We start from the raw sequence: 25,718 nt of genomic DNA on the forward strand, positions 1-25,718 counted from the left end.
AACTCAGGCCGCTCTGGCGGCCGTCAGTTGAAGAGTGAGATGCTTGCCGTCGTGGCCGGTGATGACGGCTTCGATCATATCGCGTGGCTTCAGCCCAGGGACTGCGGCGAGCGTGAAATTTTCCGTGTGCGCCAAGCCGTTGTTCTCGACGAGCAGGCTTTGCTGGGTTCCGACCATGCTGTCAAGATGGACCTGATGCAGCCGAAGTCCAGTGGCGCGCAGCCGGGCGGCGCGTTCCTTTACCAACGCCCGGTCGATCTGCGGCATGCGGGCGGCGGGCGTTCCCTCGCGCGGCGAATAGGGGAAGACGTGCAGATGGGCGATATTGGCCTCTTCCGCGAGGCTGATCGCATTGGCGAACATGTCCTCGGTTTCTGTGGGAAAGCCGGCGATCATGTCGGCGCCGAAGCTCATCTCCGGCCGCAAGCGTCGGACGTCCGCGATGAAGGCGAGCGCATCGGCGCGCGAATGCCGGCGCTTCATCCGCTTCAGGATCATGTCGTCGCCATGCTGCAGCGACAGGTGCAGATGCGGCATGAAGCGCGGCTCGTCGGCAATGAGGTCGAGCAGATTCCGGTCGGCCTCGATACTGTCGATCGATGACAGCCGCAGGCGCCGGATCTCGGGAACCTGCTTCAGCAGGGTCTTGGCCAGAAGGCCGAGCGTCGGCGTTCCGGGCAGGTCGCCGCCATAGCTGGTGGCATCGACGCCGGTCAGCACGATCTCGCGGTAACCGCTTTCGGTCAGCTTTCGCGCCTGGTCGACGACGGCGCCCATCGGCACCGAGCGCGAATTGCCACGGCCATAGGGGATGATGCAGAAGGTGCAGCGGTGGTCGCAGCCGTTCTGCACCTGGATGAAGGCGCGTACATGGCCGTCGATATGCTTGATCATCTGCGGCGCCGTGCCCCGCACGCTCATGATGTCGTTGACGCGCAGCTTCTCTTCCGCCGAAACGCCGAAATCCGGCAGCGACCGGTAGGAGGCGCTCTTCAGCTTTTCCTCGTTGCCGAGCACGGCATCCACCTCGGGCATCTCGGCGAATGTCTGCTTCTCGGTCTGCGCGGCGCAGCCGGTGACGATGATGCGGGCATGCGGGTTGTCGCGGCGGGCGCGGCGGATCGCCTGGCGGGCCTGGCGCACGGCCTCAGCCGTCACGGCACAGGTGTTGACGAGAATGGCGTTGTTCAGCCCCGCCTTCTCGGCTTCTCCCCGCATCACTTCGGATTCATAGGTGTTGAGGCGACAGCCGAAGGTTATGACATCGACGCCGCTCAAAGCGCGGCACTTCCCGCCTGCTGGCTGTCGGGGTCGCGCGACCAGAGGCCGGTTGCCGGATCGACCATGCCAGACCATTCCCATTCGGCGGGCCCGGTCATGACGACATGATCGTCGCGCTCGCGCCATTCGATGGTCAGGATGCCCGGCGGCGTGGCACTGGCGACATTGATGGTCACGGTGCGGCCGGTTCGGCCGGTGCGAGCGGCCGAAACAGCGGCGGCGCAGGCGGCCGAGCCGCAGGCGAGCGTCAGCCCGGCGCCGCGTTCCCAGGTGCGGGTGGTCAGCGTTGACGGCGAAGTGACCTCAGCCAACGTGATATTGGCGCGCTCGGGAAACATCGGGTGGTTTTCGAGCAGCGGTCCGAAGCGTTCGAGATCGAACGACATGACGTCGCGGTCGACCCAGAAGATCGCATGCGGATTGCCCATCGACATGACCGAGGGCGAATGCAGAACCGGGTCGTCGATCGGGCCAATCTGCAACTCGATCCGGCTGGTGTCGTAGAATTCTTCCGAGAGCGGGATCTTGTCCCAGGCAAAGACCGGCATGCCCATATCGACGGAGATCGTCCCGTCCGCATGTTCCTGCGCATTCAGGATGCCGGCGACAGTCTGGAAGGTGAAGGTGCGTCTGCCGGTTTCAGCGGCCAGCGCCTGCACGACGCAACGCGTGCCATTGCCGCAGGCCTGCGCCTTGGTGCCGTCGCAGTTGAGGATGTCGATCCAGGCGTCGGTGCGTTCGGTCTTCGGATCGTGGATCGCCATGATCTGGTCGAACGCGGTGTCGGGATGCGCATTCAGCGCAATCGCGGCTTGCGGCGTCACCTTGTCGGCACGACCGCGCATGTCGACGACCAGGATCTTGTTGCCAAGCCCGTTCATGACAGCGAATTCGACCGTGTTGCTCATGACGTCCATTCCATCGTTGGTGCGGTGTATATGGCGGAAACGGGGGGAAATTACCAGTGGGGGTGATCTCGCATGGGAGGGGATTCCTCTTCTTCCCAGCGGTGGTCATCGCGGGCACTGGTCCATTCGGTGGTGCGCGAGGGCGCCTATGTCCATGTGCCGCTGGGTACACTTGTCGATACGCTGACGATCCGCCCCACGGCCCATATTTTCGTCGGCTCCAAGGCGCCCTGGTACGAGATTACCGACGAGCTGCCGCAATATCGGGAGTTTCCGGAGGGGTGAGGGGCGCGCGTCTCCTCGCCGGCGAGGGAGAATGCAGCGTCGTTGATGCTCGGCCGTCAAGAGCTGCGGAATAATCTTGCCACTTTGGTTTCCTAGAGACGCGAGTGGAACAGTTTTCTGGGAAGAGAATCAGTGATGAATGATCGATTTGAGCAGGCGGGGCGCCGCCGTGCTGTGATTGCCCTTGTCGCGGCTGTCGCCATGTCGGCGCTCAGCAGCCCGGCCTTTTCGCAGGACGATCTCTATCCTGGCCGGCCGGGACTTGCCGGCCCTGAGGGGACGCCGCCGGAAATCGCGACCTGCGAGACGATCGGCAAGACGCTGGATGGTTTCAAGCCCGCACGCGACCGGGTCGATCTCTGGATTTCCGGACCGCTGACCCTTGTTCATACCGACAAGGTCCTCTGGTATCTCGCGGTCTGTCCGGATACGGGCATTCGCGTCATGTGCGTCACCTATTCGGACAATGGCATGAAGGTCGGCGATCGCGTAGTGCTGGCAGGCGCGCTGGAGGTGCAGGATCGGAAACATGCGGTTCTCGATCCCTGCCTCGCTTCACGTGATTAGGTAGCCGGCTAAACGGCCGGCACGTCGAAAACCTCGCCCGCCCTGAGCGCATGAAACCGTTCGGCATCCACGCCTTCCTGCTCCAGCGCTACAGCCAGCGCCCGGATGGGATCCTCGATCCCCTCGTTGGTGAGTTGCACCGTCGCGAAATGGTGGCCGGCGACGTAGGCCGCGTTGCAGAGCTGCATGCCCCTGACCGCCTCTTCCGGGTTCTGGTGCTGCCCCTTCATTAACCAGCGCGGCTCGTAGGCGCCGATCGGCAGGTTGGCGAGGCGAAAGCTGCCGTGTTTTTCGGCCACGGTGCGGTAGTTGATGCCGTCGTGAAAGCCGGTATCGCCGATATGGTAGATCTTGCCTGCCGGCGTGGTGATGACGAAGGCCGACCAGAGCGCCATGCGCCGGTCTCGCGTGCCGCGCGCCGACCAGTGGTGGCAGGGTTCGCAATCGATGGTGACGTCATCCCAGAAGGAAATCTGGTCGCCCCAGTCCATGTCGGAAATTTTCGCTTCGGGGATGACGCGATGGATGATCGTGTCATTGCCGAGCGGTGTGACGATATGGGGGCCGTGTTCCTCGTGCAGGCGCCGGAGCGTCGCGAGATCGAGGTGATCGTAGTGATTGTGAGTGACGAGCACGATATCGATCGGCGGCAGGTCGTCGAAGGCGATCCCCGGCCCGACCACGCGTTTCGGCCCGGCAAAGGAAAACGGACTGGTGCGTGGCGACCAGACGGGGTCGGTGAGGATATTGAGGCCCGCGACCTGGATCAGCAGCGAGGCATGGCCGACCATGGTGACGCGCAGCCCGTCGCCATCGACCCGGTCGTCGGGCTTGGCCGGCGGAAACGGGCTCGGCGCTACCTTCGGCCAGGCGACCCGGCCGCCCCCGAACTGCCAGCGTAGAAATTCGCGGAAGCCGGCCGGAACGATGCCACCGGGATTGAAGAAATAGGTGCCGTCGAAATGATCGGAGACGGGGCCGGTATGATAGGGATTACGCGGTTTGCGGCTGGGCGGCGTCTGGGGCATGGGAAACCGATTGATGGAACTTGTCGAGGTGATCTGGTGCGGTTTGGCCGCCTTTGTAAGAGGTGCCGGGCCGGTATCCCGTAAAATAAGCCGTTATCCTTGACTTTGCCGGCCATATCGTGTTTACCGCCCGCAATCTGCGACAAGAACAAGACTTGTAGCCACCGACCGGGACCCGAAAAGGTATAAAGAGATCCCGGAGGTCAACACCCGACAGCGCGTCGCGCCCTCGGGTGCTTTTTGGCTTTGCGTCTTGTTTTCGTCAAGGAAAAGCACAACGTTTCGGGCATCCGCGCATGTCCCTTTCGAGGCGAAGCCGAGAAAGACAGGCATATGCGCAAACAGAGATCCGAAACGACAAGGATGAAGCGATGTTTGAAAGTCTCCAGGACCGCCTTGGGTCAATCCTGAATGGATTGACCGGCCGTGGCGCGCTGTCGGAAGCCGATGTTTCGGCTGCGCTGCGCGAGGTTCGCCGTGCGCTTCTGGAAGCCGACGTCGCGCTCGAAGTCGTCCGCTCGTTCACCGACAAGGTTCGTGAAAAGGCCGTCGGCGCGGAAGTGCTCAAATCGATCAAGCCCGGCCAGATGGTCGTCAAGATCGTCCATGACGAGCTCATCGACATGCTCGGCGCGGAGGGCGTGCCGGTCGATCTCAATGCAGCCGCCCCCGTCGTCATCATGATGGTCGGTCTGCAGGGTTCGGGTAAAACCACGACAACCGGCAAGATCGCCCTTCGCCTGAAGACGCGGGACAAGAAGAAGGTCCTGATGGCGTCGCTCGATACGCGCCGTCCGGCAGCGCAGGAGCAGTTGCGCCAGCTCGGCGCCCAGACCAGTGTCGATACGCTGCCTGTCATCGCCGGCCAGTCGCCGACCGATATTGCCGCGCGCGCAGTCCAGGCCGCCAAGCTCGGCGGCCATGACATCGTCATCCTCGACACCGCCGGCCGCACGCATATCGACGAGCCGCTGATGATCGAGATGGCCGAGATCAAGCGCCGCTCGAACCCGCATGAAATCCTGCTGGTCGCCGATGCGCTGACCGGTCAGGACGCCGTCAATCTCGCCCGCAATTTCGATGAACGCGTCGGCATTACCGGCCTCGTGCTCACCCGTATGGATGGCGACGGCCGTGGCGGTGCGGCGCTGTCGATGCGCGCCGTCACCGGCAAGCCGATCAAGCTGATCGGTGTCGGCGAGAAGATGTCGGAACTCGAGGAGTTCCACCCACGCCGCATTGCGGACCGTATCCTCGGCATGGGCGACATTGTCTCGCTGGTCGAGAAGGCCGCGGAAAACATCGATGCCGAAAAGGCGGCGGCCATGGCCGCCAAGATGAAGACCGGCAAGTTCGACCTCAACGATCTCGCCGATCAGCTTGGGCAGATGCAGAAGATGGGCGGCATGGGCGGCATCATGGGGCTTATGCCCGGCATGGCCGGCATGAAGGACAAGATGGCGTCGGCCGGTCTCGACGACAGGATGTTCGGCCGCCAGATCGCCATCATCTCCTCGATGACCAAGGCCGAGCGCGCCAATCCCGATATCCTCAAGCATTCCCGCAAGAAGCGCATCGCGGCTGGTTCCGGCACGGATGCGACCGAAATCAACAAGCTTCTGAAAATGCACCGTTCCATGGCCGACATGATGAAAATGATGGGCGGCAAGGGCAAGGGCGGCATGATGAAGCAGATGATGGGCGGTCTTGCCGGCAAGATGGGCCTTGGGGGTGGAATGGGCGGCATGCCCGACCTGTCGAAGATGGACCCCAAGCAGCTTGAAGCCCTGCAGAAGCAGGCGGAGGCCGCCGGTCTCGGCAAGGGTGGCGGGCTACCCGGCGGTCTTCCGGGTGGTTTACCTGGTCTGGGGGGTGGCGGCATGAAGCTGCCGGGGCTGGGTGGCGGATTCCCGGGCCTGCCCGGTTTGCCGAAGAAGAAGTGAGGATTGGATCTTTATGGTTGATCCAGCAGTCAGACAGGAACTCTCGGGCTACCGCCAGTCGATCGACAATATCGACGCGGCGCTCGTGCACATGCTGGCCGAACGGTTTCGCTGCACCCAGGCGGTGGGCGTGCTGAAAGCCAAACACAGTTTGCCGCCGGCCGACCCGGCGCGCGAGGAATACCAGATCGAACGCCTTCGCCATCTGGCCAAGGACGCCAATCTGGATCCGGATTTCGCGGAGAAGTTCCTGAACTTCATCATCCACGAAGTCATCCGGCATCATGAAGCCATCGCTGCCGATCTCAAGGATTGATCCCGAAAAGTGGGTACCGGTTTTCGGACCAGATCAATCCCAAGGAAGCCAGCTTTAGAAGACAAGCAAACAAGTCCGCCTCGGGCGGTTGAAATTCTCAAGGAGTAAATGACATGGCACTGAAAATTCGTCTCGCCCGCGGTGGTTCCAAGAAGCGCCCGTTCTACCAGATCGTTATCGCCGACGCCCGTTCGCCGCGCGATGGCCGTTTCCTGGAAAAGGTCGGCTCGTGGAACCCGATGCTCAAGAAGGACGATGCCAAGCGCGTCGAACTGAACAACGAGCGCATCCAGCATTGGCTGTCGAACGGCGCGCTGCCGACCGACCGCGTCCTGCGCTTCCTCAACGAAGCCGGCATCGCGACCCGCGAAGCCCGCTCGAACCCGACCAAGGGCCTGCCGGGCAAGAAGGCCCAGGAGCGCGCTGCCGAAGCCAAGCAGAAGGCCGAAGACGCCGCCGCTGCTGCCGCCGAATAAAGTCTGTTGACTATGTCTTGATTTCTGGGACATAATTAGGCTTATCCGTACGCCCGTAGGCGGGCATGTATATGCCCCTGCATCCTGTGCAGGGGCTTTTTCTTTGGAGTAAGATTTGCGCGTTGCGGTCCTGATCGATGGTGGGCATTTGCGCGCTGTGTCGCGCATGGCCAAACAGGTATATGACCCCGATTTCATTGAAAAAGTCGCACATGCATGCGTGGATGGAAACGAAATCCTGATCCGTGCGCTTTATTATGATTGCGCTCCTTATTCCGGAACGGTGAAAATGCCGGTTTCCGGGACGATCATGACGATCGTCGGCGATGACAAATGGCTTGAGGTCCTTGCCCAGAAAAATCTTTTTGCGGTGCGACGCGGAGTTCTGAAATTCAGAGGCTTCAAGCCGAAACGCATCCTGACCCAAGGAACGGCCCTGACAGACGATGACTTCAAAATGGATTTCGAGCAAAAAGGCGTCGATATGCGTATCGGGCTCGATATCGCCAATTTCGCAAATCAGAACTCGGTGGACAGGATCGTTCTCGTCACGGGCGATACGGATTGTATCCCTGCAATGAAATATGCGCGGATCGCCGGACTGCAGATTGTCCTTATCGAGTTCGACAATCATCGCCTCTCACCTGAACTTCTTTGGCATACGGATATAAAACGCCATGTCGGCTGGCCCAACTAAACTCAACAATCCTGTTCTGATGGGAACCGTCGGCGGTGCGCAGGGCTTGCGCGGCGAAGTGCGCGTCAAGTCGTTCGCGGAAGAGCCGACGGCGATCGGCGACTACGGCCATCTTCATGCACAGGACGGACGCTCGTTTGAAGTCCTGGAAGTGCGCGAATCCAAAAATGTCGTCATCGTCCGCTTTCGCGGCATCAACGATCGCAACGCGGCCGAGGCGCTGAACGGCCTTGAGCTTTACGTCGAGCGCGACAACCTGCCGGACGATGATCTCGACGAGGACGAATTCTTCTATGCCGACCTCGAGGGGCTGGAAGCGCTGGATGCCGACGGCAAGAGCTATGGCACGGTGACCGGCGTGTTCGATTTTGGCGCCGGCGATCTGCTGGAGCTGAAGGGCCCCGGCAAGCGGCCGGTGCTGATCCCGTTCACCGAATGGTCGGTGCTGGAAATCGATCTCGAAGCCGGCACGCTGCTGGTCGATGCGCGCGCCGCCGGCCTCACCGACGAAAAGGACGAGGATCCGACCAGCCAGTTCAAGCCGAAGGCAAAATAACCGTGCCCTTCCGCGCGACGATCCTGACCCTTTATCCCGATATGTTTCCCGGCCATCTCGGCCATTCGCTGTCCGGCAAGGCGCTGGAGCGCGGGCAATGGTCGCTCGATACGCTGCAGATCCGCGATTTTGCCGAGGACAGGCACCGCACCGTCGACGACACGCCGGCCGGCGGCGGCGCCGGCATGGTGCTCAGGGCCGATATCCTGGCCAAGGCCATCGATCATGCATCCGCCGGCGACGACCGTCCGCGCCTGCTGATGAGCCCACGCGGCAAGCCGCTGACCCAGACACGCGTGCTGGAACTGGCCGGCGGCCCCGGCGCGATCATCGTCTGCGGCCGTTTCGAAGGCATCGACCAGCGGGTGATCGACGGGCGCCAGCTCGAGGAAGTGTCGATCGGCGATTATATCCTCTCCGGCGGCGAACCAGCGGCGCTGACCCTGCTCGACGCCATCGTCCGCATCCTGCCCGGCGTCATGGGCAACGATCTCTCAGGCGTGCACGAAAGTTTCGAAGGCGGCCTGCTGGAACATCCGCACTACACCCGGCCGCAGGTCTTCGAGGGCCAGGAAATCCCGGCGGTCCTTACCTCCGGCCACCATGGCGATATCGCCAAATGGCGCGAAGCCGAGGCGCGCAAGCTGACCGCCGAGCGGCGGCCTGACCTGTTGGAATCCTGACCCAAATTTTTTTCTGAAAAAATTCGTCACCGTGTCGACTTCGCTGACATCCGTTCGTCGTATGATCAGGAAAGCAATTGGCTTCCGTCAATCAGAGGAGACAAGACGATGCGTGTCATGGTGATGGTCAAGGCAACCGAGGACAGCGAAGCGGGCGTCATGCCGACGACCGAGCTTCTGGAAGCCATGGGCAAATATAACGAGGAACTGGTCAATGCCGGTATCATGATGGCCGGCGAGGGCCTGCATCCTTCGGTCAAGGGCAAGCGGATCGCCTTCGATGGCGCCAGCCGCACGGTCATCGACGGTCCCTTCACCGAGACCCGCGAACTGGTCGCCGGTTTCTGGCTCTGGGACGTCAAGGACATGGCCGAGGCGGTCGAATGGGTGAAGCGCTGCCCGAACCCGATGCTCGGTCCGAGCGAGATCGAAATCCGCCAGGTCTTCGAGGCCGCCGATTTCGGCGAAGCGTTCACGCCGGAACTGGCGGAGCAGGAACAGCGCCTGCGGGACAAGGCTGCGAGCGGCTCCTAAGACCTCCCTCATTCCTGTGCGTGTCACAGGAATCCAGCCAGCTCAAGTCATTGAGCTGAAAGAGTCTTTTGACCCGACAGACGTCGGGTCGCTGGATACCCGCCACAAGGGCGAATATGACGGAGAGTGGAGGTGTCTGCCTCGTTCAAAAGCCAATTTCAGGCTCTGCCGGTCATCCCGACCGGACTTGACGCGAGACTTGTTCCACGCCCAAGTTGCGAGCATGGCGTTGAACGAAACCCATCATGCGATCGAGACGGTATTCCGGATCGAGCAGGCCAGGCTGATTGCCGGCTTGGCCCGCATGGTGCGCGACGTCGGGCTGGCGGAGGAGCTGGCGCAGGATGCGCTTGTCACCGCCCTGTCCGAATGGCCGAAATCCGGCGTGCCGCGCAATCCCGGCGCCTGGCTGATGGCGGCCGCCAAGAGGCGGGCGATCGACGGTTTCCGCCGCAAGAAGATGATGGCGGTCAAGCACGCCGAAATCGGCCGGGATCCGGAGGAGGACAGCGTAACCCGTATCGAGGATATCGAGGCGGCCATGGATGACGATGTCGGTGACGAACTCCTGAGCCTGATCTTTACCGCCTGCCACCCGATCCTGTCGCAGGAAGCACGCGCCGCGTTGACGCTGAGGCTGATCGGCGGGCTGACGACGGACGAGATCGCCCGCGCCTTTCTCTCCAGCGAGACGACCATCGCCCAACGCATCGTGCGGGCCAAGAAGACGCTCGGAAATGCAGGTCTCGCCTATGAAGTGCCGCGCGGCGCCGAGCGGCAACAGCGCCTCGCCTCGGTGCTGGAGGTCGTCTATCTCATCTTCAACGAAGGCTATGCCGCCACCGCCGGCGAGGACCTGATCCGCCCGGCGCTCTGCACAGAGGCGCAGCGGCTCGGCCGTATCCTCGTGCGGCTGGCGCCGGACGAGCCGGAGGTCTTCGGCCTGCTGGCACTGATGGAAATCCAGGCGTCGCGGTTCAGCGCCCGCGTCGCGCCGGACGGATCCCCCATTCCGCTCACCGAACAGAATCGCGGCCGCTGGGACCAGTTGCTGATCCGGCGCGGCCTTGACGCACTTGAAAAGGCCGAGGCGCTGGGCGGTGCCAACGGTCCCTATGCGCTGCAGGCCGCCCTTGCCGCCTGTCATGCCCGTGCTCGAAATGCCGAGGACACCGACTGGCCCCGGATCGCGGCGCTCTATGACCGGCTGCGTCAGATCATGCCCTCGCCGGTGGTCGACCTCAACCGTGCCGTCGCCCACAGTATGGCCTTCGGCCCGGATGCCGGGTTGGCCCTGCTGGCCGCGCTCGAAGGGGAGGCGGTGCTTGCGAAGTACGCGCTGCTTCCGGCCGCCAGGGGCGATTTCCTGTTTCGGGCGGGGCGGCTGGGCGAGGCCCGGACGGCATTCGAGCAGGCTGCATTGCTGAGCCGGAATGGGCGGGAGCGGGCGTTTTTGCTGAAGCGGGCGGGGGTGTGTGGGTGAAGTTGAATTGGCACCATTTGGCAAAAGTGGTCCATCACCCGATCCTGGGGCGATTAAACCAGCCGCGTCGCCTTCACGACTGGTGCGGAAACAATGATGCTTCCCTTTTTTCGTCGATGAGCATTTCCAAGCCTTTTCCGGATGAACGAAGCACACGAAACACGCCGGGTTTTCGGTGAATTTCCCCTGCTTCTTCGCGGCGCCTTATCTCCCTCACCGCCGACATTGGGCTTTCAAAAGGGATGCCTGACAAATCGGGAGCCAGAAACTGCCACCATTTCAGACGTTGCAAGGCCGCAGCGACGGTGGGATCTCTAAAACGATTGCCGATAATTTTTGCGGGCACTCCGCCCACGATGCTGTAAGGCAGCACGTCTTTTGTGACGACGGCGCCGGCGGCAATGACTGCTCCATCGCCCACTTTAATGCCCCGCAGAATCATGACGTTTGACCCGATCCAGACGTCGTTTCCAACCGTCGTTGTTTCCTTGCCTTCCGGAACTTTAGGCTCAGCGGCGGAGACGAAACCTTGCATCGGTTCGTAGAAGGCGAACTTGCTGCTTCGGTATTGAAACGACGCCGTGCTCATCCAGTCCAATGGGTGGTTTGGCTCCCCGATGCTAAAATTCGTGCCAATGCTACAGTATCGACCGATACTTGGCGTACCGCCCACATAGGCATTTCGCATAAAAGAGTAGGCGCCGATTTTCAGACCTTGTGGACATTCCAGCGCTTGGAAACGCACAGGTGGCTGAAATGCCAACTTGGCGTTTTTCATCTCAAGTTTTCCCGAGATGACAATTCCAAAGTCCTTGGCAGAAACCGTGTTTGCGATCGGCCTGGACACATAATCTGACATTAGGCAATTCCGTGACGTAGTCGTTTCAATCACTCGGCGCCGAGTGTCAGATCAGGGACTTATGGATTTGAAAAAAGTGAAAACCGTCATTTTGGTGTCATCATCGTCAAGGTCGAAATCTTCATCGGCGAAGAAGTGGGAAGGGTCATAGATTGCGAGGGTACCCAATAACAAGTCGGTGCGCAAAATAGTCTCTGCATCTGCAACAGCTTTCTCAACAGAAAGGTAGTCTACGGGTTGATGATTGGGCCGGATCAAAACGGCTGAGAAGCGCTCGTTTAAGCAGTTGATGCGAACGACCAAACGATCGTTTGGAATTGTCTCGCCGGCGCGAAAAATTTCGTGATTTATTGCCATCGCGGCCTCGGTTGCGGTCTGCCATGAACGAGATTACGAGGATGCGAGCGCTCTTCATCCCTTATGGCCCGACGATAACCTAGAAGATGGTGTCGTCATAGAGAATTTGTTACGTAGTGGCGGGAAATCAATTGATTGGGATAAAAATGGCAGAGAGAAAAATCGATAAGAAAATCAGAGATTTCGACGCGGATTTCGCCAGTTGGCTTCAGCAGAACCCTGGCGGAAAGTTCTCGGAGTTTGCGACAGGGGTCACTCGCACGTCGCTTGAGAAAGGCATCCCACACGCAACGCTCGGACCAGCACTCAAGACAGAGGATGATTGGCGCAAGGGCGGTATCCAGGCAGCGAACCGGGTATTCGAGTGGGGCTCATCGGATGAGCACGCGAAAATCTGCGATTATGGCTGCGGAAGTCTGCGGGTGGGTTTGCATATAATGGGGCGTCAGGGTCCAGGATGCTATTACGGAATTGATGTTTCCCCATACTTGATCGATGTAGGGGCTGGGCTCGTCGGCGACGCGTTGCTTCAAGAAAAGCGGCCGATGCTGGGCACAATCGACGACAAGCTCCAAGAGGTCATTGCGGCCAATATTGACGTCGTCTTCACGTTCAACGTGGCCTCCCATATACACCCGAGTGAGCAGCAACAGTATATTTCGAATCTGAAAGCTATTTGCCACAAGCCGGGCAGCCGTGTCCTCTTGCATGCGATCATACACCCCGAGCCGATCCGGTTTCAGCAATCGGGATGGGGTTGGCCGATGGAGCAGTATGTCAGCTGGTTGGAGCCCCTGCGCTTGGTCGGTGACACGCTTATAGCAACCGCTGACAAGCATGGTGTTGAGCTGGAAGGAAGGCTGCTCACCTTCGAACGTCTGGATACCGATTGAAGCGTGTCAAATCTGTCCTGCCTCAGCTCCGTGGCTGCCATGCCGCGGCCCCGCAGTCGGAGCGTGGGTGATGTGGCCTGATATACTAAGCTGTTCCATAGCGAGGAAAATCGCCTCACCCCGTCACGAAATAATAAACCGCCAGCAACAACCCCACAGCAACCACCAGGCTGCGGATCAGACCCTGCGGCACGCGACGGGCGAGCCAGACGCCGGAATAGCCGCCGAGCGCGCCGCCGGGGATCATGATGGCGGCGTGCAGCCAGTTGACGACATCACCGCTCGCGAAGACGGCGATGGCGACGGCGGCGATGACCATGGCGAGGAAGTTCTTCAGCGCGTTGACGCGGTGATAGTCGCCGCCGGTCGAAAGCCCGAGAACGGCGAGCATCATGATGCCCATGCCGGCGCCAAAGAAGCCACCGTAGATGGCCGTGACGAACTGGCCGACCATGCCGAGCGGGCCGACGGGCGCGCCGTCCGCCGATGCTTTCGGGCGCAGCAGCGGGCCGAGCGCGAAGATGGCGGTGGCGGCGATGAGCAGCCAGGGGACCATGGCCCGGAACGAGGGATTGGAGAGCGACAGCAGGATCAGCGCGCCGACAAGGCCGCCGACCAGCGACAGGATGCCGAGCACGCTCGCCTCGCGACGGTCGGCGCTGATCTCCTTGCGGTAGGCAAGCGCCGAGGTGACATAGCCTGGGAACTGCACGATCGAGGAGGTGGCATTGGCGACGATCGGCGGCAGGCCGGCCAGCGTCATGGCACCGAAGGTCAGGAACGTGCCGCCGCCCGCCACGGCGTTGACGGCGCTCGACAGGAAGCCGGCGACAAACAGCATGATGGCGGTCGATATGGACATGTGGCCTCCCCGATGGTACCGACGGACATAGCCCGAGGGTCGATCGGCGGCAAGACGCGGAAATCATCACTCGCCGGTTTGCGATACGTCGATTTTTTGCCGTTCGGGGATGACAAACGCCGTCGTTTGGTGTAATCGCCCGACCGGTTCGGGAAAAATCCCGTCACCTGAAAACAAAGAATAGTGAATTCGCTCCTGTTTCTCGACGAGGAACAAAACCTGGCGGCGCCCCTTGGGGTCGGTCCAAAGGGTAGGCTGGGCGCTCTGGCTGTTTCAGAAGAACTTGAGAAGGTTAGAAACATGAACATCATCCAGCAGCTGGAAGCCGAACAGGTTGCCAAGATCGAAGCCAAGCGCACCCTGCCGGAATTTTCCGCAGGCGACACCGTTCGCGTCAATGTCCGCGTGACGGAAGGTACCCGTACCCGTGTCCAGGCCTATGAAGGCGTCTGCATCGCTCGTTCGGGCGGTGGCATCAACGAGAGCTTCACCGTTCGCAAGATCTCCTACGGCGAAGGCGTCGAGCGCGTATTCCCGGTCTATTCTCCGCTCGTCGAGAGTGTCGAGATCGTTCGCCGCGGCAAGGTTCGTCGCGCCAAGCTCTACTACCTGCGCGATCGTCGCGGCAAGTCGGCTCGTATCGTTGAAGACACCGGCGTTCGCGCCCGCAAGCTGAACGACGCCGAGCGCGCCGCCGTTGCCGAAGAAAAGGCACGCCTAGAAGCTGAAAAGGTCGCAGCAGCACAGGCTCTGGCCGCCGAAAAGGCAGCAGCAGAAGCCGCGGCAGCCAAGGCCGCTGAAGAAGCAGCCGCTGCAGCAGCAGCCGAGCCGGCAGCAGAATAAGTTTCAATTTCTTCGGAATTGTTGGACAAAGGCGGTCTTCGGGCCGCCTTTTTTCATTGGGGGAAGCATGGACGATTATCTGGAGACCAACCGGTTCAACTGGGACGACCGGGCAGGATTGCACGCGACTGATCCGACCGACCGATACCGGATCGAGCGGGTTCTTGCCGGCGGCTCCTCCTTGCATGCGCTGGAGGCAAGCGAGATCGGCGATATCGCGGATAAGGACATCGTCCATCTGCAATGCCATATCGGGCTCGACACGCTCAGCCTCCGGCATCTTGGCGCGGTCTCCGTCACCGGGCTCGATTTCTCCCCGATCGCCATTGCCTCCGCCCGTGATTTCGCAAGGAAGGCTGGAACGGAGGCGCGTTTCGTCGAAGCTTCGGTCTATGACGCAGTCGCGGCACTTGAGAACCGCACCTATGACATGGTCTATGTCACCTGGGGCGCGATCCATTGGCTGCCGGACATTTTTCGATGGGCAAGGGTGGTCGCCGACCTCTTGCGCCCTGGCGGCCGTCTCTACCTGCTCGACGGCCATCCGCAGATGTTTCAGTACAAGGGCGAGGGCGATGGCCACCTAACATTGATACACGGATGGCGCACACCGGCCGATGCGCCCCTGCTGTTCGAGGAGACACATACCTATACCGGCGACGAGCGGCCGCTGATTCATCAGCGCATGTACGAATGGCTGCATCCGGTCAGCGATGTCGTCAATGCCCTCCTGCAGGCCGGAATGCGGCTCGATTTCCTCAATGAGCACGAGGTCCTGACCTGGCGGCACTATCCCGGCATGATCGAAACCGGCGAGGAGCAATTCGAGCAAGGGCCGGGCCTGCCGCGCATTCCGTTGTCGTTTTCGATCGGGGCCACGAAGGCAGCTTAATCGGCCGAAAATCGACTTGATAAGTGTACGGCCTTACCGTACGTTTACTGGCGATGAAAATTCGCTCCGTCCGACACAAAGGATTGAAACGCTACATCGAAGACGATGACGCGAAAGGCATTCGGCCGGATCTCATTAGCCGAGTGCGTAACATTCTGGCCATGTTGATTTCCGCTGCGGATATGGATGGCATAAGCGGCCCACCGGGTTGGCGCATTCATCGCCTGACCGGGGATCGAATGGGAACATGGAGCATTTCCGCATCTGGAAACTGGCGTATCACCTTCGAAATTGAAGACGGTGAAATCTCGAACCTCGACCTGGAGGACTATCATTGATGAGCGAAGCCATCGAAAAAATCGGTATGACACCGCCGCATGTGGGAGCTTTCATTCGTGAGGAAATCCTGGATGAACTCGATCTGTCGGTTCTGAAGGCCGCAGAAATTCTCGGCGTGCGCCGCGCGACTTTGTCTGATCTCGTCAACGAGAAGGCTTCCCTGTCGCCTGAAATGGCTTTGCGGATCGAAAAGGCGTTCGGGGTCAAAATGGATACGCTTCTGAAAATGCAGGCTTGGTACGATACGGTGACCATGCGCCAGCATGCGGATGAAATCCGGGTGGAACGTTACACTCCGGGACATTGAGCGGCAACAAGGAGCCGTCCTGAACCACCGCGCTGCGCCCGGGTAGGATTTTTCGCGGAATCGCCTGTATTGGTTGCACCTTTTCCATATTTGCGGCCAAGGTTCCGACGGGTGCTCTTGCCACCCCCTCTTGAGATGTGACAGGTTCATTCGCCACAATTCAGGAGCCATCCATGTTTACCCGCCGCACCGTTCTCGCCGGGCTCGCCGCCCTTGTCCTCGCGCCCGCAAGCGCCGTCGCTGCCGACCTGCCGGACCTCAAGGGCCGCACCGTCGTCGTCGTGACCGAGAATGCCTATCCGCCGCTGCAATTCGTCGATCCGAAGAGCGGCAAGGCGATCGGCTGGGAATATGATGCGATGGAAGAGATCGCCAAGCGGCTGAATTTCAAGCTGGAAATCCAGAACACCTCCTGGGATGCGATGATCCAGGCGGTGTCCGACGGCCAGTACGATATCGGCATGACCGGTATCACCATCAAGGACGAGCGCAAGACGCAGGTGGATTTCTCCGATCCCTATATGCGCTCGCAACAGTTCATGCTGGTGCGCGGCGACGAAAGCCGCTTCACCGATGCCAAGACGTTTGGCGCCGTTGCCGATGGCCTAGTCGGTGCGCAGCCGGGAACCTCGCCCTTCTACACCGCCGTCTATGAAATCCTCGACGGCAACGAACAGAACCCGCGTGTAAAACTGTTCGAGACTTTTGGCGCCACGGTGCAGGCGCTGAAAGCGGGTGATGTCGATACGGTCCTGACCGACAGCGTCGCGGCCAAGGGCTATGTCGATGCGTCCAACGGTGGCCTGAAGGTTGTCGGCGGACCGCTCGGCACCGAGGATTTCGGCTTCATCTTCAAGAAGGGCTCGGATCTCGTCGCCCCGGTGAACGCCGCCATTGCCGCGCTGAAAGCCGATGGCACGCTCGACAAGCTGAACCAGAAATGGTTCGTCGATTACAAGATGGGCGAATGATTACCGCCCGATGATGCCTGCTTCTCCGCAAACGACGAAGGGCGACTATCCCTGGTGGCTGGTCGCCCTCGCTTTGATTGCCGTGGCGCTCGCCGTGGTCATCGCGACCAATGGTATCTATCGCCAGGTGTTCGGCATCGTCGCCGCCGGACTGTGGGTGACGATCTTCGTCACCCTCGTTGGTTTTGCACTAGCGACGGCGCTCGGCCTCGGCATAGCGCTGATGGCGCTGTCTGAACACAACGTCCTGCGCCAGATCGCCCGGTTCTACACCGAGGTCATACGCGGCATCCCGATCCTTGTTCTCCTGTTCTACATCGCCTTTGTCGGCGCGCCGGGGCTGGTCTGGCTGATCAACGTCCTCTGCTCGCCGCTGATTTCGGGGGGAGTGATGGAGCCGATGCTTGTGCGTGATCTCTCGCTGGTCTCGCGTGCGATCCTCGCGCTGATGATCGGCTATTCCGCCTTCATCGCCGAGGTCTTTCGCGCCGGTATCCTGTCGGTCGACAAGGGGCAGATCGAGGCGGCCAAGGCGCTGGGGCTCTCGCGCACCCAGCGGTTCCGGCTGGTGGTCTTTCCGCAGGCGATCCGCGTCATCCTGCCGCCGCTCGGCAATGATTTCGTCGCCATGGTGAAGGACTCGTCCCTCGTCTCGGTGCTCGGCGTCGCCGATATCACCCAGATGGGCAAGGTCTACGCCTCCGGCTCATTCCGCTTCTTCGAAACCTATTCGATCGTCGCCTATGTCTACCTGATCCTGACGATCGGGCTGTCGCTTGGGTTGAGACGGCTGGAGCAGAGATTGCGGCGGGGGAACTGGGGGTGAGCGAGCGCCAGAGCGAACGGCCGGAGAAGGTTTATGCGGTTCTTATCCAGGCACCCAACGTCAAAACTTGAAAAAATACGCGCTTCCAATTACATTGATCGAAGTGGTGGATAGAGCGGTAACTCCACCCACCTCTTTACTGCTTAGCTAAGGAATTGGAACCGGACTGTGGCTTGCCAGCCAGTCCGGTTTTTCCTTAGCGTCAGCGTGATCCTAAATGGCAGATACCACATAGATCACCTCCGTGCTCGAGAGCGAGGCACTCGCCAATGCCGATGAAGCCCTTTTCATCGGCGCGTCAGCTGGCACGACGCTTTCTGCTTCCGCTGCCCGAGGACGCTATTTTTATCAGAAATACAGAATATGTCAGCTGTCTTGCAGGTCATGGTTGCGACGTTCGCGTTCAGTACGATGAATATTGATGGTCTTTCACAAAACTGCTATATCCGCGCCATGGAATCCAAATTCGGATGTCACGAACAGAAAATCGTCGTGCTGCAGGACCACAAGCGTCTGCCGGCACGCTTTTTTGCGTGCGTTTCCGGCGCCCTCGGCAGCCGACTTATTTGATCGTCGGGGTCTGACCCCGGCCGGCTGCCGGCGCCTTGTTGCCGGACATTTTCCTGATCTTCTTCTTCAAATGGATGCACAGCCATGAGCGCACCGCGTACTCTCTACGATAAAATCTGGGACGATCATCTGGTCGATCAACAGGACGACGGAACCTGTCTTCTCTATATCGATCGCCATCTCGTTCACGAAGTGACGAGCCCACAGGCGTTCGAAGGCCTGCGCATGACGAACCGTCAGGTGCGTGCTCCGCAAAAGACGCTCGCCGTCGTCGACCACAACGTGCCGACCTCGCCGGATCGCCATCTCGGCATCAAGAACGAGGAAAGCCGCATCCAGGTCGAGGCGCTCGCCCAGAACGCGGCCGATTTCGGTGTCGAATATTATTCGGCAAGCGATATCCGCCAGGGCATCGTCCATATCGTCGGTCCGGAACAGGGCTTTACCCTGCCGGGCATGACCATCGTCTGCGGCGATAGCCACACCTCGACGCATGGCGCTTTCGGGGCGCTGGCGCACGGCATCGGCACGTCCGAGGTCGAGCACGTGCTCGCCACCCAGACGCTGATCCAGAAGAAGGCCAAGAACATGCTGGTGCGTGTTGACGGCAAGCTGCCGCCGCATGTCACCGCCAAGGATATCATCCTGGCGATCATCGGCGAGATCGGCACCGCCGGCGGTACCGGCAGCGTTATCGAGTTTGCCGGCGAAGCCATCCGCGACCTGTCGATGGAAGGCCGCATGACCGTCTGCAACATGACGATCGAAGGCGGCGCCCGCGCCGGCCTGATCGCGCCGGACGAAAAGACCTTCGAATATATCAAGGGCAAGCCGCGCGCGCCGAAGGGTGAAGATCTCGAAAAGGCGATCGCCTACTGGAAGACGCTGCAGACCGACGAAGGCGCGCATTACGACCGCGTCGTCGTCCTGAATGCCGCCGACCTGCCGCCGATCGTCTCCTGGGGCTCGTCGCCGGAAGACGTCATCTCCGTCCAGGGCATCGTTCCCAATCCGGACGAGATCCAGGACGAGAACAAGCGCACCTCCAAGTGGCGCGCGCTCGACTATATGGGCCTGAAGCCGGGCACGAAGATCACCGATATCAATATCGACCGCGTCTTCATCGGTTCCTGCACCAATGGCCGCATCGAGGACCTGCGCGAAGTCGCCAAGGTCGTCGAAGGCAGGACGGTCGCTTCGACCGTTTCGGCGATGATCGTGCCGGGCTCCGGCCTCGTCAAGGAACAGGCGGAAGCCGAAGGCCTCGACAAGATCTTCAAGGCGGCCGGTTTCGACTGGCGCGAGCCGGGCTGCTCCATGTGCCTCGCCATGAACGACGACCGCCTGAAGCCGGGCGAACGCTGCGCCTCGACCTCGAACCGCAACTTCGAAGGCCGCCAGGGCTTCAAGGGCCGCACCCATCTGGTGTCGCCGGCCATGGCCGCTGCGGCTGCGGTATCGGGCCACTTCGTGGATATCCGCGATTGGAAGTAAGGGGGCTCGAACCCTCTATTATGACGCTGCCCCTCACCCTAACCCTCTCCCCGCAGGCGGGGAGAGGGGACCACGGAGACCGATTGGAACGACGGAGCTTGCCGCTTCCTTCTCCCCGCGAGCGGGGAGAAGGTGGCCGGCAGGCCGGATGAGGGCGCTTTATCCGCTTCGCGTCCGGGGAGGGTTACCCCCTCTGTCACTTCCTGACATCTCCCCTCAAGGGGCAGGGCTATGGCATATGGAGTAAAGACCCCCTCTGGCCTGTCGGCCATCTCCCCCACAAGGGGGGAGAAACCCAGCCGTTGGCCCCTCATTTCAGATGACAGACCGGGCGGCGGGTTAAGTCCCTCCCCCTTGTGGGGAGGGGTTGGGGAGGGGACTTTCCCATATGCGATAGCCCTGCCTCAAGGGGGGAGATCGTTCTTTCCCTTGAGGGCACAAAGCTTGCGGCTCATCTCCACCCTTGAGGGGGAGATGTCGGCGTCGCCGACAGAGGGGGGTAACCGTCCGCGCTTTCGGAATGCTCCGCTTGGCTACCCCACAACCCTCACAACCGTCCCCCGCCGCATGAACCGGAGCAGCCGCCTCATCGCTGGCAGGCTGACCGCGACACAGCCCTCGGTCGGCGTATACCCCGGTTTGGCGAGGTGGAAGAAGATCGCCGAGCCGCCGAAGCGTTTGCGGGCCATCAGGTTCCAGTCCATCACCAGGCAGATATCGTAGAGCCCGTCGTCGCGGCGCATCTTTTCGTGGCTGGACTTGAAAGGCGCTTTGACCGGGCGGTTGTAGAGGGCGTGGCCGGGAGCGTCGCACCAGAGCAGGTCTTTCGGCGTGAAGCGCAGCGGCAGAGCGGTCTGCGGCCGGGTGATGCGGTCGGCTCTGATATAGCCGCCGATCAGCCGCATCGGTGCGATCGGGGTTGCGCCGTCGCCCTCGCGCTTGCGCGACGTAGTGCCGGAGCGGCCGATCGCGGCCTCTTCTGTGCGGCCGGCGACGGTGACCAGCGCCCTGGTCCGGCTTCCGGGCTTTATCCGGACGGTGATGGCGCCGGCGGTTTTCACGGTGCTTCTGGGTTTTATGCGCATTTTACTCACAGTTTTTTGCGTTGCCCGTGATCTGAAACCTCACCATAGCACTACACAATATGTAACAAACGGGTGAACTGCCGTTTTGCTTGCAGCTTGCTGCGATCGAGCATGTTTCAAACCGGACGCAAGGAGGAATTTCACCCATGTCGGCCCGCACCATTCTTCTCGTCGATGACGATACGGACCTGCGCGAAACGCTGGTGGAGCAGCTTTCGCTTTATGAGGAATTCACCATCCTGCAGGAGCCGACGGCTACCAAGGGCATCCAGACGGCCCGCACCCAGCAGGTAGCACTTCTGGTCATGGATGTAGGCCTGCCGGATATGGACGGGCGCGAGGCGGTCAAGCTCCTGCGCAAGGGCGGCTTCAAGCCGCCGATCATCATGCTGACCGGCCACGACACGGACAGCGACACGATCCTCGGGCTGGAAGCCGGCGCCAACGATTATGTCACCAAGCCGTTCCGCTTCGCCGTGCTACTCGCCCGCATCCGGGCGCAACTGCGCCAGCACGAGCAGAGCGAGGACGCCACCTTCACCGTCGGCCCCTATACGTTCAAGCCGGGGCAGAAGCTGCTGACGCTGGAGAATGGCCAGAAGATCCGGCTGACCGAAAAGGAAGCGGCGATCATCCGCTATCTCTACCGCGCCGATCAGAAGGTGGTGACCCGCGACGTGCTGCTGGAGGAGGTCTGGGGCTATAATTCCGGCGTGACGACGCATACGCTGGAAACCCATGTCTACCGTCTGCGCCAGAAAATCGAGCGCGACCCTTCCAATGCGGAGATTTTGGTGACAGAGAATGGTGGGTACAAGATCGTACCCTGACAGGCCGTTGTTCTATTGAACCCCGGCCTTTGCTGAACCCGAGATAGTCCTTTGGCGCTGAACGACGACATTGCCCTTCTGTCCCTCGTGCCGCTGTTTGCCGGTATCGACGAGGATAAGCTGCGGCTGATCGCCTTCGGTGCCGAGCGGCGGCGATTGAACCGGGGCCAGCAGCTGTTTCGCGAGGGAGCGCCTGCGGATTGCGCCTATGCGGTTGCCAGCGGCTCCTTCACGCTCACGCACAATCTGGTCGATGGCAGCACCGAGACGATCGATACGGTCGGGCGCGGAACGCTGCTGTCGGAACTGGCGATGATCTCCTTCGTCGAGCGCAAGTTCACCGCCACGGCCGAGGAAGACAGCGAAGTCATCCGCATCAACCGGCCGCTGTTTCGCCGCATGCTGGAAGAATATCCGGAAGTCGCCGTCGTCGTCGAAACCCGGATCAAGACCAATCTGCAGACGATGATCAGCAACATGCAGAAGCTGGCGCGGAAGTTCCGGTAACGTTTCCTGAGAGAGACGCTCTGTTTCCCACATCAAAGCGATGCAGTGCATGCCTTGCTCTTTCCCGCCTCCCGCCGCGTCCCCATCTATCGGGCAACACATCGCCATCATCAGGTAGACCATCATGAAGAAAATCGGCTTCCTGTCCTTCGGACACTGGACCCCTTCCTCGCAATCGCAGACCCGCTCGGCGCAGGACACGCTGCTGCAGTCGATCGATCTGGCCGTGGCGGCGGAAGAACTTGGCGCTGACGGCGCCTATTTCCGCGTCCATCACTTCGCCCGCCAGCTGGCCTCGCCCTTTCCGCTTCTGGCGGCCATCGGTGCGCGGACGAAAAAGATCGAGATCGGCACCGGCGTCATCGACATGCGCTACGAAAACCCGTTCTACATGGCCGAGGATGCCGGCAGCGCCGACCTGATTGCTAACGGCCGGCTGCAGCTTGGCATCAGCCGGGGTTCGCCGGAGCAGGTGATCGACGGCTGGCGCTATTTCGGCTTCAACCCGCAGGAGGGCGAGACGGATGCCGACATGGGCCGCCAGCATGCCGAAGTCTTCCTGCAGCTTCTGAACGGCGAAGGTTTTGCGCAACCCAATCCGCGCCCGATGTTTCCCAATCCGCCGGGCCTCCTGCGCCTCGAGCCGCATTCGGACGGCCTGCGCGAGCGCATCTGGTGGGGCTCGGCCTCGAATGCGACCGCTCTCTGGGCGGCGAAGCTCGGCATGAACCTGCAGAGTTCGACGCTGAAGCAGGACGAGACGGGCGAGCCCTTCCATGTCCAGCAGGCAGCGCAGATCAGGCTCTATCGCGACGCCTGGAAGGAGGCAGGGCATGCTCGCACGCCACGCGTTTCCGTTTCCCGCTCCATTTTCGCGCTGGTGGACGAACGCGACCGCGCCTATTTCGGCCGTGGCAACGACAGCGACCAGATTGGCATCATCGACAACATGCGCGCCGTGTTCGGCCGGTCCTATGCGGCGGAACCAGACAGGTTGATCGAACAGCTGAAGGCCGACGAGGCGATTGCCGAAGCGGATACGTTGCTCCTGACGGTGCCGAACCAGCTGGGCGTGGAGTACAATGCCCATGTGATCGAGGCGATCCTGAAGCATGTGGCGCCGGTGCTGGGCTGGCGGTGAGGGACCGCTTATTCTAGATAAATCTAGTGAAGTCTAATATTTTTCGCTAGACTTCACTAGAAACCACTAGACGCAGGTATCGGGAGGAGTACATGGACCCGTATCGCAACCCATTCGCGCCTGGCGCCGGTAGTCGTCCCCCGGAACTCGCGGGCAGAGATACTATTCTCGAGGCAGCGAGAGTCGCATGTGGCAGGGCCGTGAAAGGAAGAAGTGCGCGCTCGTTTATGCTGCTGGGGTTGCGCGGCACAGGGAAGACTGTCTTGCTCAACGAGATCGGTCGAATTGCCGAGCAGGAGGGTCTACTCGTTTCCAAAGTAGAGTCTCCCGAAGGTGAAAGCCTTGCCCGCCTTCTCTATCCGGAAATGCGCAAGGTCATACGGTCGTTGTCCGGCGCGGAAGCAGCGAAACAATTGGCAACCCGTGGCCTGAAAGGATTGCGGAGCTTCGCCTCGATGTTCAAGATCGAGGTGGCCGGCATAGAGGTAGGAGTGGAACCTGAACCGGGATTGGCGGATACGGGCGACCTTCAGTATGATCTACCTGATCTCTTCGGCTTGATTGGTGCGGCCGCCCAGGCGACAGGACGCGGCTGGATACTTCTGATCGATGAAGTTCAATACCTGTCCGAGGCCGATCTATCCGCATTGATCGTAGCAATGCACAAGATATCGCAGGATAGCTTGCCTGTTCTTCTCGTCGGCGCAGGACTTCCGCAAATTGCGCGTTTGGCAGGGGAAGCGAAATCCTACGCGGAACGGCTTTTTCAGTATCCAGCCATTGGCCCCCTTGATCGTTCATCTGCCGCCCTGGCCATCGAAAAGCCTATTGTCGAAGAGGGGGCCACCATTGCGGCAGACGCACTGCAGATCATTGTAGAACGCACCAAGGGTTATCCCTTCTTTCTGCAGGAATGGGGCTCTGTCGTGTGGAACGATGCGCAAGGACAGAAAATCACTCTTTCCGATGCGAGCCAATCATACGCGGAGACACTGGCTTTGCTCGATGAAGGCTTTTTCAAAGTGCGGATCGACCGCTTGACGAAGGCTGAGATTCAGTTTGTGAGGGCCATGGCAGAGCTTGGTGATGGGCCTTATGCAATGGCGGATATCGCCCAGTCGATGGGCCGCACGCAAAACTCTCTGGGACCAACACGGGCAAATATCATTTCGAAAGGCATGATTTACAGCAGTGATCACGGCTATCTGGATTTTACCGTGCCGCTTTTTGCCGAATTTATGCGGCGCCAAAGCTGAGCGTATGAGGACCTTCTGTCCATCACCTCTACAAATCAAAATGCGCAATCACCGGCACATGGTCCGATGGCCGTTCCCAGCCTCTTGCTTCCTTGAGGATATCGATGCGGTTGAGGTGTGAGGACAGGTCGGCTGAGGACCAGATGTGGTCGAGACGGCGGCCCTTGTTGGCGGCCTGCCAGTCCTGCGAGCGGTAGCTCCACCAGGTGTAGAGTTTTTCAGGGGAGGGCGTGTGCTGGCGCATCAGGTCGACCCAGGCGCCGCCGTTCAGCACCGCCGTCAGGCCCTCGGTCTCGATCGGCGTATGGCTGACGATCTTCAGGAGCTGCTTGTGCGACCAGACATCGTGTTCCAGCGGCGCGATGTTGAGGTCGCCGACGAGAATCGATGACATGCCGGCTTCGCTTTCGGCGTGCAGCAGCTTCATTTCCTCGATGAAATCGAGCTTGTGGCCGAATTTCTGGTTGATCGTCCGGTCCGGCTCGTCGCCGCCGGCCGGCACATAGAAATTGTGCAGCCGGATTGTCTTGCCCGATTTTTCGAACACCACCGACAAATGGCGGGCGTCGCCGACGCTGCAATAGTCGCGCCGGTCCGTCAGTTCGTGCAGCGGCAAGCGGGAGATGGTGGCGACGCCGTGATAGCCCTTCTGGCCATGGATGGCGATGTGCTCGTAGCCGAGCGCCTTCAGCGGAGAGAACGGGAAGAGGTCGTTCACCACCTTGGTTTCCTGCAGGCAGAGAATGTCCGGCGACCATGTCTTCAGCAGATGCTCGACAAGCGGCATGCGCAGGCGCACCGAATTGATGTTCCAGGTCGCGATCGACAAGGCCATGCGTGTGATTCTTTCCTTGGGTAGACTCTGATGAAACGGAGGCGATCCGCGGGTCCGTCATAGGAGCTTTTGAGGGGCTTGGCCATTGGATTTG

General features: G+C 60.7%; 29 protein-coding genes and 2 pseudogenes. 23 read left to right on the top strand and 8 right to left on the bottom strand.

The genetic code is table 11. From position 1 onward, the window contains the following. Window positions 1-3: 3 nt before the first annotated feature. Both mtaB and dapF read right to left on the bottom strand, forming a co-directional pair. Window positions 4-1,278 carry a tRNA (N(6)-L-threonylcarbamoyladenosine(37)-C(2))-methylthiotransferase MtaB gene (mtaB, locus tag ACST81_RS03315; protein WP_438751419.1) on the bottom strand — a complete coding sequence of 425 codons (1,275 nt, stop codon included), beginning with the start codon at window positions 1,276-1,278 and terminating at the stop codon, window positions 4-6. Further along, window positions 1,275-2,189, bottom strand: coding sequence for a diaminopimelate epimerase (dapF, locus tag ACST81_RS03320; protein ID WP_438751421.1), 915 nt, complete (start codon window positions 2,187-2,189; stop codon window positions 1,275-1,277). The genes mtaB and dapF overlap by 4 nt, the downstream gene beginning before the upstream one ends. 123 nt (window positions 2,190-2,312) lie before the next feature. On the opposite strand from dapF, the pseudogene ACST81_RS03325 reads away from it, so the two are divergent. Both ACST81_RS03325 and ACST81_RS03330 read left to right on the top strand, forming a co-directional pair. Then, window positions 2,313-2,474, top strand: a pseudogene (locus ACST81_RS03325) (GFA family protein); the annotation flags it as partial. A gap of 135 nt (window positions 2,475-2,609) precedes the next feature. After that, the gene (locus ACST81_RS03330; protein WP_438751422.1) at window positions 2,610-3,041 is read left to right on the top strand and encodes a hypothetical protein; all 432 of its coding nucleotides are present in this window, start codon (window positions 2,610-2,612) and stop codon (window positions 3,039-3,041) included. Between the two features lie 8 nt (window positions 3,042-3,049). Here the strand turns inward: ACST81_RS03330 and ACST81_RS03335 are convergent, their stop codons facing one another. Beyond that, a complete protein-coding gene (locus ACST81_RS03335) occupies window positions 3,050-4,069 on the bottom strand; it encodes an MBL fold metallo-hydrolase (RefSeq protein WP_438751423.1) in 1,020 nt (339 codons plus the stop codon). Window positions 4,070-4,440: 371 nt separating this feature from the next. Here ACST81_RS03335 and ffh point away from each other — a divergent pair, with 371 nt between their 5' ends. The 8 genes from ffh (at window position 4,441) to ACST81_RS03375 (ending at window position 10,757) form a co-directional block, all read left to right on the top strand. Further along, a complete protein-coding gene (gene ffh, locus ACST81_RS03340) occupies window positions 4,441-6,012 on the top strand; it encodes a signal recognition particle protein (RefSeq protein WP_438751424.1) in 1,572 nt (523 codons plus the stop codon). Window positions 6,013-6,025: 13 nt separating this feature from the next. Continuing rightward, window positions 6,026-6,328, top strand: coding sequence for a chorismate mutase (locus ACST81_RS03345; RefSeq protein ID WP_325462806.1), 303 nt, complete (start codon window positions 6,026-6,028; stop codon window positions 6,326-6,328). A gap of 113 nt (window positions 6,329-6,441) precedes the next feature. Then, window positions 6,442-6,804: a 30S ribosomal protein S16 gene (rpsP, locus tag ACST81_RS03350; protein ID WP_438751425.1), complete on the top strand. Its 363-nt coding sequence runs from the start codon at window positions 6,442-6,444 to the stop codon at window positions 6,802-6,804. A 115-nt stretch (window positions 6,805-6,919) separates the two neighbouring features. Then, window positions 6,920-7,501: an NYN domain-containing protein gene (locus ACST81_RS03355; protein WP_438751426.1), complete on the top strand. Its 582-nt coding sequence runs from the start codon at window positions 6,920-6,922 to the stop codon at window positions 7,499-7,501. Continuing rightward, window positions 7,482-8,057 carry a ribosome maturation factor RimM gene (gene rimM / locus ACST81_RS03360; RefSeq protein WP_438751427.1) on the top strand — a complete coding sequence of 192 codons (576 nt, stop codon included), beginning with the start codon at window positions 7,482-7,484 and terminating at the stop codon, window positions 8,055-8,057. The genes ACST81_RS03355 and rimM overlap by 20 nt, the downstream gene beginning before the upstream one ends. Before the next feature lie 2 nt (window positions 8,058-8,059). Beyond that, the gene (gene trmD / locus ACST81_RS03365) at window positions 8,060-8,740 is read left to right on the top strand and encodes a tRNA (guanosine(37)-N1)-methyltransferase TrmD (RefSeq protein WP_438751428.1); all 681 of its coding nucleotides are present in this window, start codon (window positions 8,060-8,062) and stop codon (window positions 8,738-8,740) included. A 108-nt stretch (window positions 8,741-8,848) separates the two neighbouring features. Continuing rightward, window positions 8,849-9,274 carry a YciI family protein gene (locus ACST81_RS03370; protein WP_438751429.1) on the top strand — a complete coding sequence of 142 codons (426 nt, stop codon included), beginning with the start codon at window positions 8,849-8,851 and terminating at the stop codon, window positions 9,272-9,274. A 223-nt stretch (window positions 9,275-9,497) separates the two neighbouring features. Beyond that, window positions 9,498-10,757, top strand: a complete 1,260-nt coding sequence (locus ACST81_RS03375) for an RNA polymerase sigma factor (RefSeq protein ID WP_438751430.1) — start codon at window positions 9,498-9,500, stop codon at window positions 10,755-10,757. 271 nt (window positions 10,758-11,028) lie between these two features. Here ACST81_RS03375 and ACST81_RS03380 read toward each other — a convergent pair. Both ACST81_RS03380 and ACST81_RS03385 read right to left on the bottom strand, forming a co-directional pair. After that, a pseudogene (locus tag ACST81_RS03380) lies at window positions 11,029-11,241 on the bottom strand (DapH/DapD/GlmU-related protein); the annotation flags it as partial. Between the two features lie 426 nt (window positions 11,242-11,667). Further along, on the bottom strand, window positions 11,668-11,973 hold the full coding sequence (locus tag ACST81_RS03385; RefSeq protein WP_438751431.1) for a hypothetical protein: 306 nt from the start codon (window positions 11,971-11,973) through the stop codon (window positions 11,668-11,670). A gap of 146 nt (window positions 11,974-12,119) precedes the next feature. Between ACST81_RS03385 and ACST81_RS03390 the strand changes: the two genes are divergently transcribed. Further along, window positions 12,120-12,866, top strand: a complete 747-nt coding sequence (locus tag ACST81_RS03390; protein WP_438751432.1) for a class I SAM-dependent methyltransferase — start codon at window positions 12,120-12,122, stop codon at window positions 12,864-12,866. 115 nt (window positions 12,867-12,981) lie between these two features. Here the strand turns inward: ACST81_RS03390 and ACST81_RS03395 are convergent, their stop codons facing one another. Next, window positions 12,982-13,728 carry a sulfite exporter TauE/SafE family protein gene (locus ACST81_RS03395; RefSeq protein WP_438751433.1) on the bottom strand — a complete coding sequence of 249 codons (747 nt, stop codon included), beginning with the start codon at window positions 13,726-13,728 and terminating at the stop codon, window positions 12,982-12,984. Between the two features lie 300 nt (window positions 13,729-14,028). Between ACST81_RS03395 and rplS the strand changes: the two genes are divergently transcribed. The 8 genes from rplS (at window position 14,029) to leuC (ending at window position 19,970) form a co-directional block, all read left to right on the top strand. Then, window positions 14,029-14,571, top strand: coding sequence for a 50S ribosomal protein L19 (rplS, locus tag ACST81_RS03400; protein WP_325462813.1), 543 nt, complete (start codon window positions 14,029-14,031; stop codon window positions 14,569-14,571). A gap of 67 nt (window positions 14,572-14,638) precedes the next feature. Next, entirely contained in the window at window positions 14,639-15,463 is an 825-nt protein-coding gene (locus tag ACST81_RS03405; RefSeq protein WP_438751434.1) for a class I SAM-dependent methyltransferase, read from the top strand. 83 nt (window positions 15,464-15,546) lie between these two features. Next, window positions 15,547-15,801, top strand: a complete 255-nt coding sequence (locus tag ACST81_RS03410) for a type II toxin-antitoxin system RelE/ParE family toxin (protein WP_438751435.1) — start codon at window positions 15,547-15,549, stop codon at window positions 15,799-15,801. After that, window positions 15,801-16,109, top strand: coding sequence for a HigA family addiction module antitoxin (locus ACST81_RS03415; protein ID WP_438751436.1), 309 nt, complete (start codon window positions 15,801-15,803; stop codon window positions 16,107-16,109). Before ACST81_RS03410 ends, ACST81_RS03415 begins: the two co-directional genes overlap by 1 nt. Before the next feature lie 173 nt (window positions 16,110-16,282). After that, window positions 16,283-17,080, top strand: coding sequence for a transporter substrate-binding domain-containing protein (locus tag ACST81_RS03420; protein WP_438751437.1), 798 nt, complete (start codon window positions 16,283-16,285; stop codon window positions 17,078-17,080). Window positions 17,081-17,090: 10 nt separating this feature from the next. Next, a complete protein-coding gene (locus ACST81_RS03425; protein WP_438751439.1) occupies window positions 17,091-17,906 on the top strand; it encodes an amino acid ABC transporter permease in 816 nt (271 codons plus the stop codon). Window positions 17,907-18,269: 363 nt separating this feature from the next. Then, window positions 18,270-18,476 (top strand): hypothetical protein, encoded by a 207-nt coding sequence (locus ACST81_RS03430; protein WP_438753802.1) that lies wholly within the window; start codon window positions 18,270-18,272, stop codon window positions 18,474-18,476. 84 nt (window positions 18,477-18,560) lie between these two features. Further along, the gene (leuC, locus tag ACST81_RS03435; protein WP_438751440.1) at window positions 18,561-19,970 is read left to right on the top strand and encodes a 3-isopropylmalate dehydratase large subunit; all 1,410 of its coding nucleotides are present in this window, start codon (window positions 18,561-18,563) and stop codon (window positions 19,968-19,970) included. 533 nt (window positions 19,971-20,503) lie between these two features. On the opposite strand, the gene ACST81_RS03440 is transcribed toward leuC, so the two are convergent. Beyond that, window positions 20,504-21,055 (bottom strand): L,D-transpeptidase family protein, encoded by a 552-nt coding sequence (locus ACST81_RS03440; RefSeq protein ID WP_438751441.1) that lies wholly within the window; start codon window positions 21,053-21,055, stop codon window positions 20,504-20,506. A 146-nt stretch (window positions 21,056-21,201) separates the two neighbouring features. Between ACST81_RS03440 and ACST81_RS03445 the strand changes: the two genes are divergently transcribed. The 4 genes from ACST81_RS03445 to ACST81_RS03460 all read left to right on the top strand — a co-directional run bounded on the left by ACST81_RS03445 (window position 21,202) and on the right by ACST81_RS03460 (window position 24,789). Next, on the top strand, window positions 21,202-21,885 hold the full coding sequence (locus tag ACST81_RS03445; protein WP_062581492.1) for a response regulator transcription factor: 684 nt from the start codon (window positions 21,202-21,204) through the stop codon (window positions 21,883-21,885). Window positions 21,886-21,936: 51 nt separating this feature from the next. Continuing rightward, the gene (locus ACST81_RS03450) at window positions 21,937-22,392 is read left to right on the top strand and encodes a cyclic nucleotide-binding domain-containing protein (protein WP_438751442.1); all 456 of its coding nucleotides are present in this window, start codon (window positions 21,937-21,939) and stop codon (window positions 22,390-22,392) included. Window positions 22,393-22,516: 124 nt separating this feature from the next. Next, entirely contained in the window at window positions 22,517-23,533 is a 1,017-nt protein-coding gene (locus tag ACST81_RS03455; protein WP_438751443.1) for an LLM class flavin-dependent oxidoreductase, read from the top strand. A 92-nt stretch (window positions 23,534-23,625) separates the two neighbouring features. Further along, complete coding sequence (locus ACST81_RS03460) at window positions 23,626-24,789, top strand: AAA family ATPase (protein ID WP_438751444.1); 1,164 nt, start codon at window positions 23,626-23,628, stop codon at window positions 24,787-24,789. Window positions 24,790-24,817: 28 nt separating this feature from the next. Here the strand turns inward: ACST81_RS03460 and ACST81_RS03465 are convergent, their stop codons facing one another. Further along, entirely contained in the window at window positions 24,818-25,624 is an 807-nt protein-coding gene (locus ACST81_RS03465) for an exodeoxyribonuclease III (RefSeq protein WP_438751445.1), read from the bottom strand. Window positions 25,625-25,718: the final 94 nt, after the last annotated feature.

It is taken from the genome of Pararhizobium sp. O133, assembly GCF_051669845.1.
Lineage (GTDB): Bacteria > Pseudomonadota > Alphaproteobacteria > Rhizobiales > Rhizobiaceae > Pararhizobium.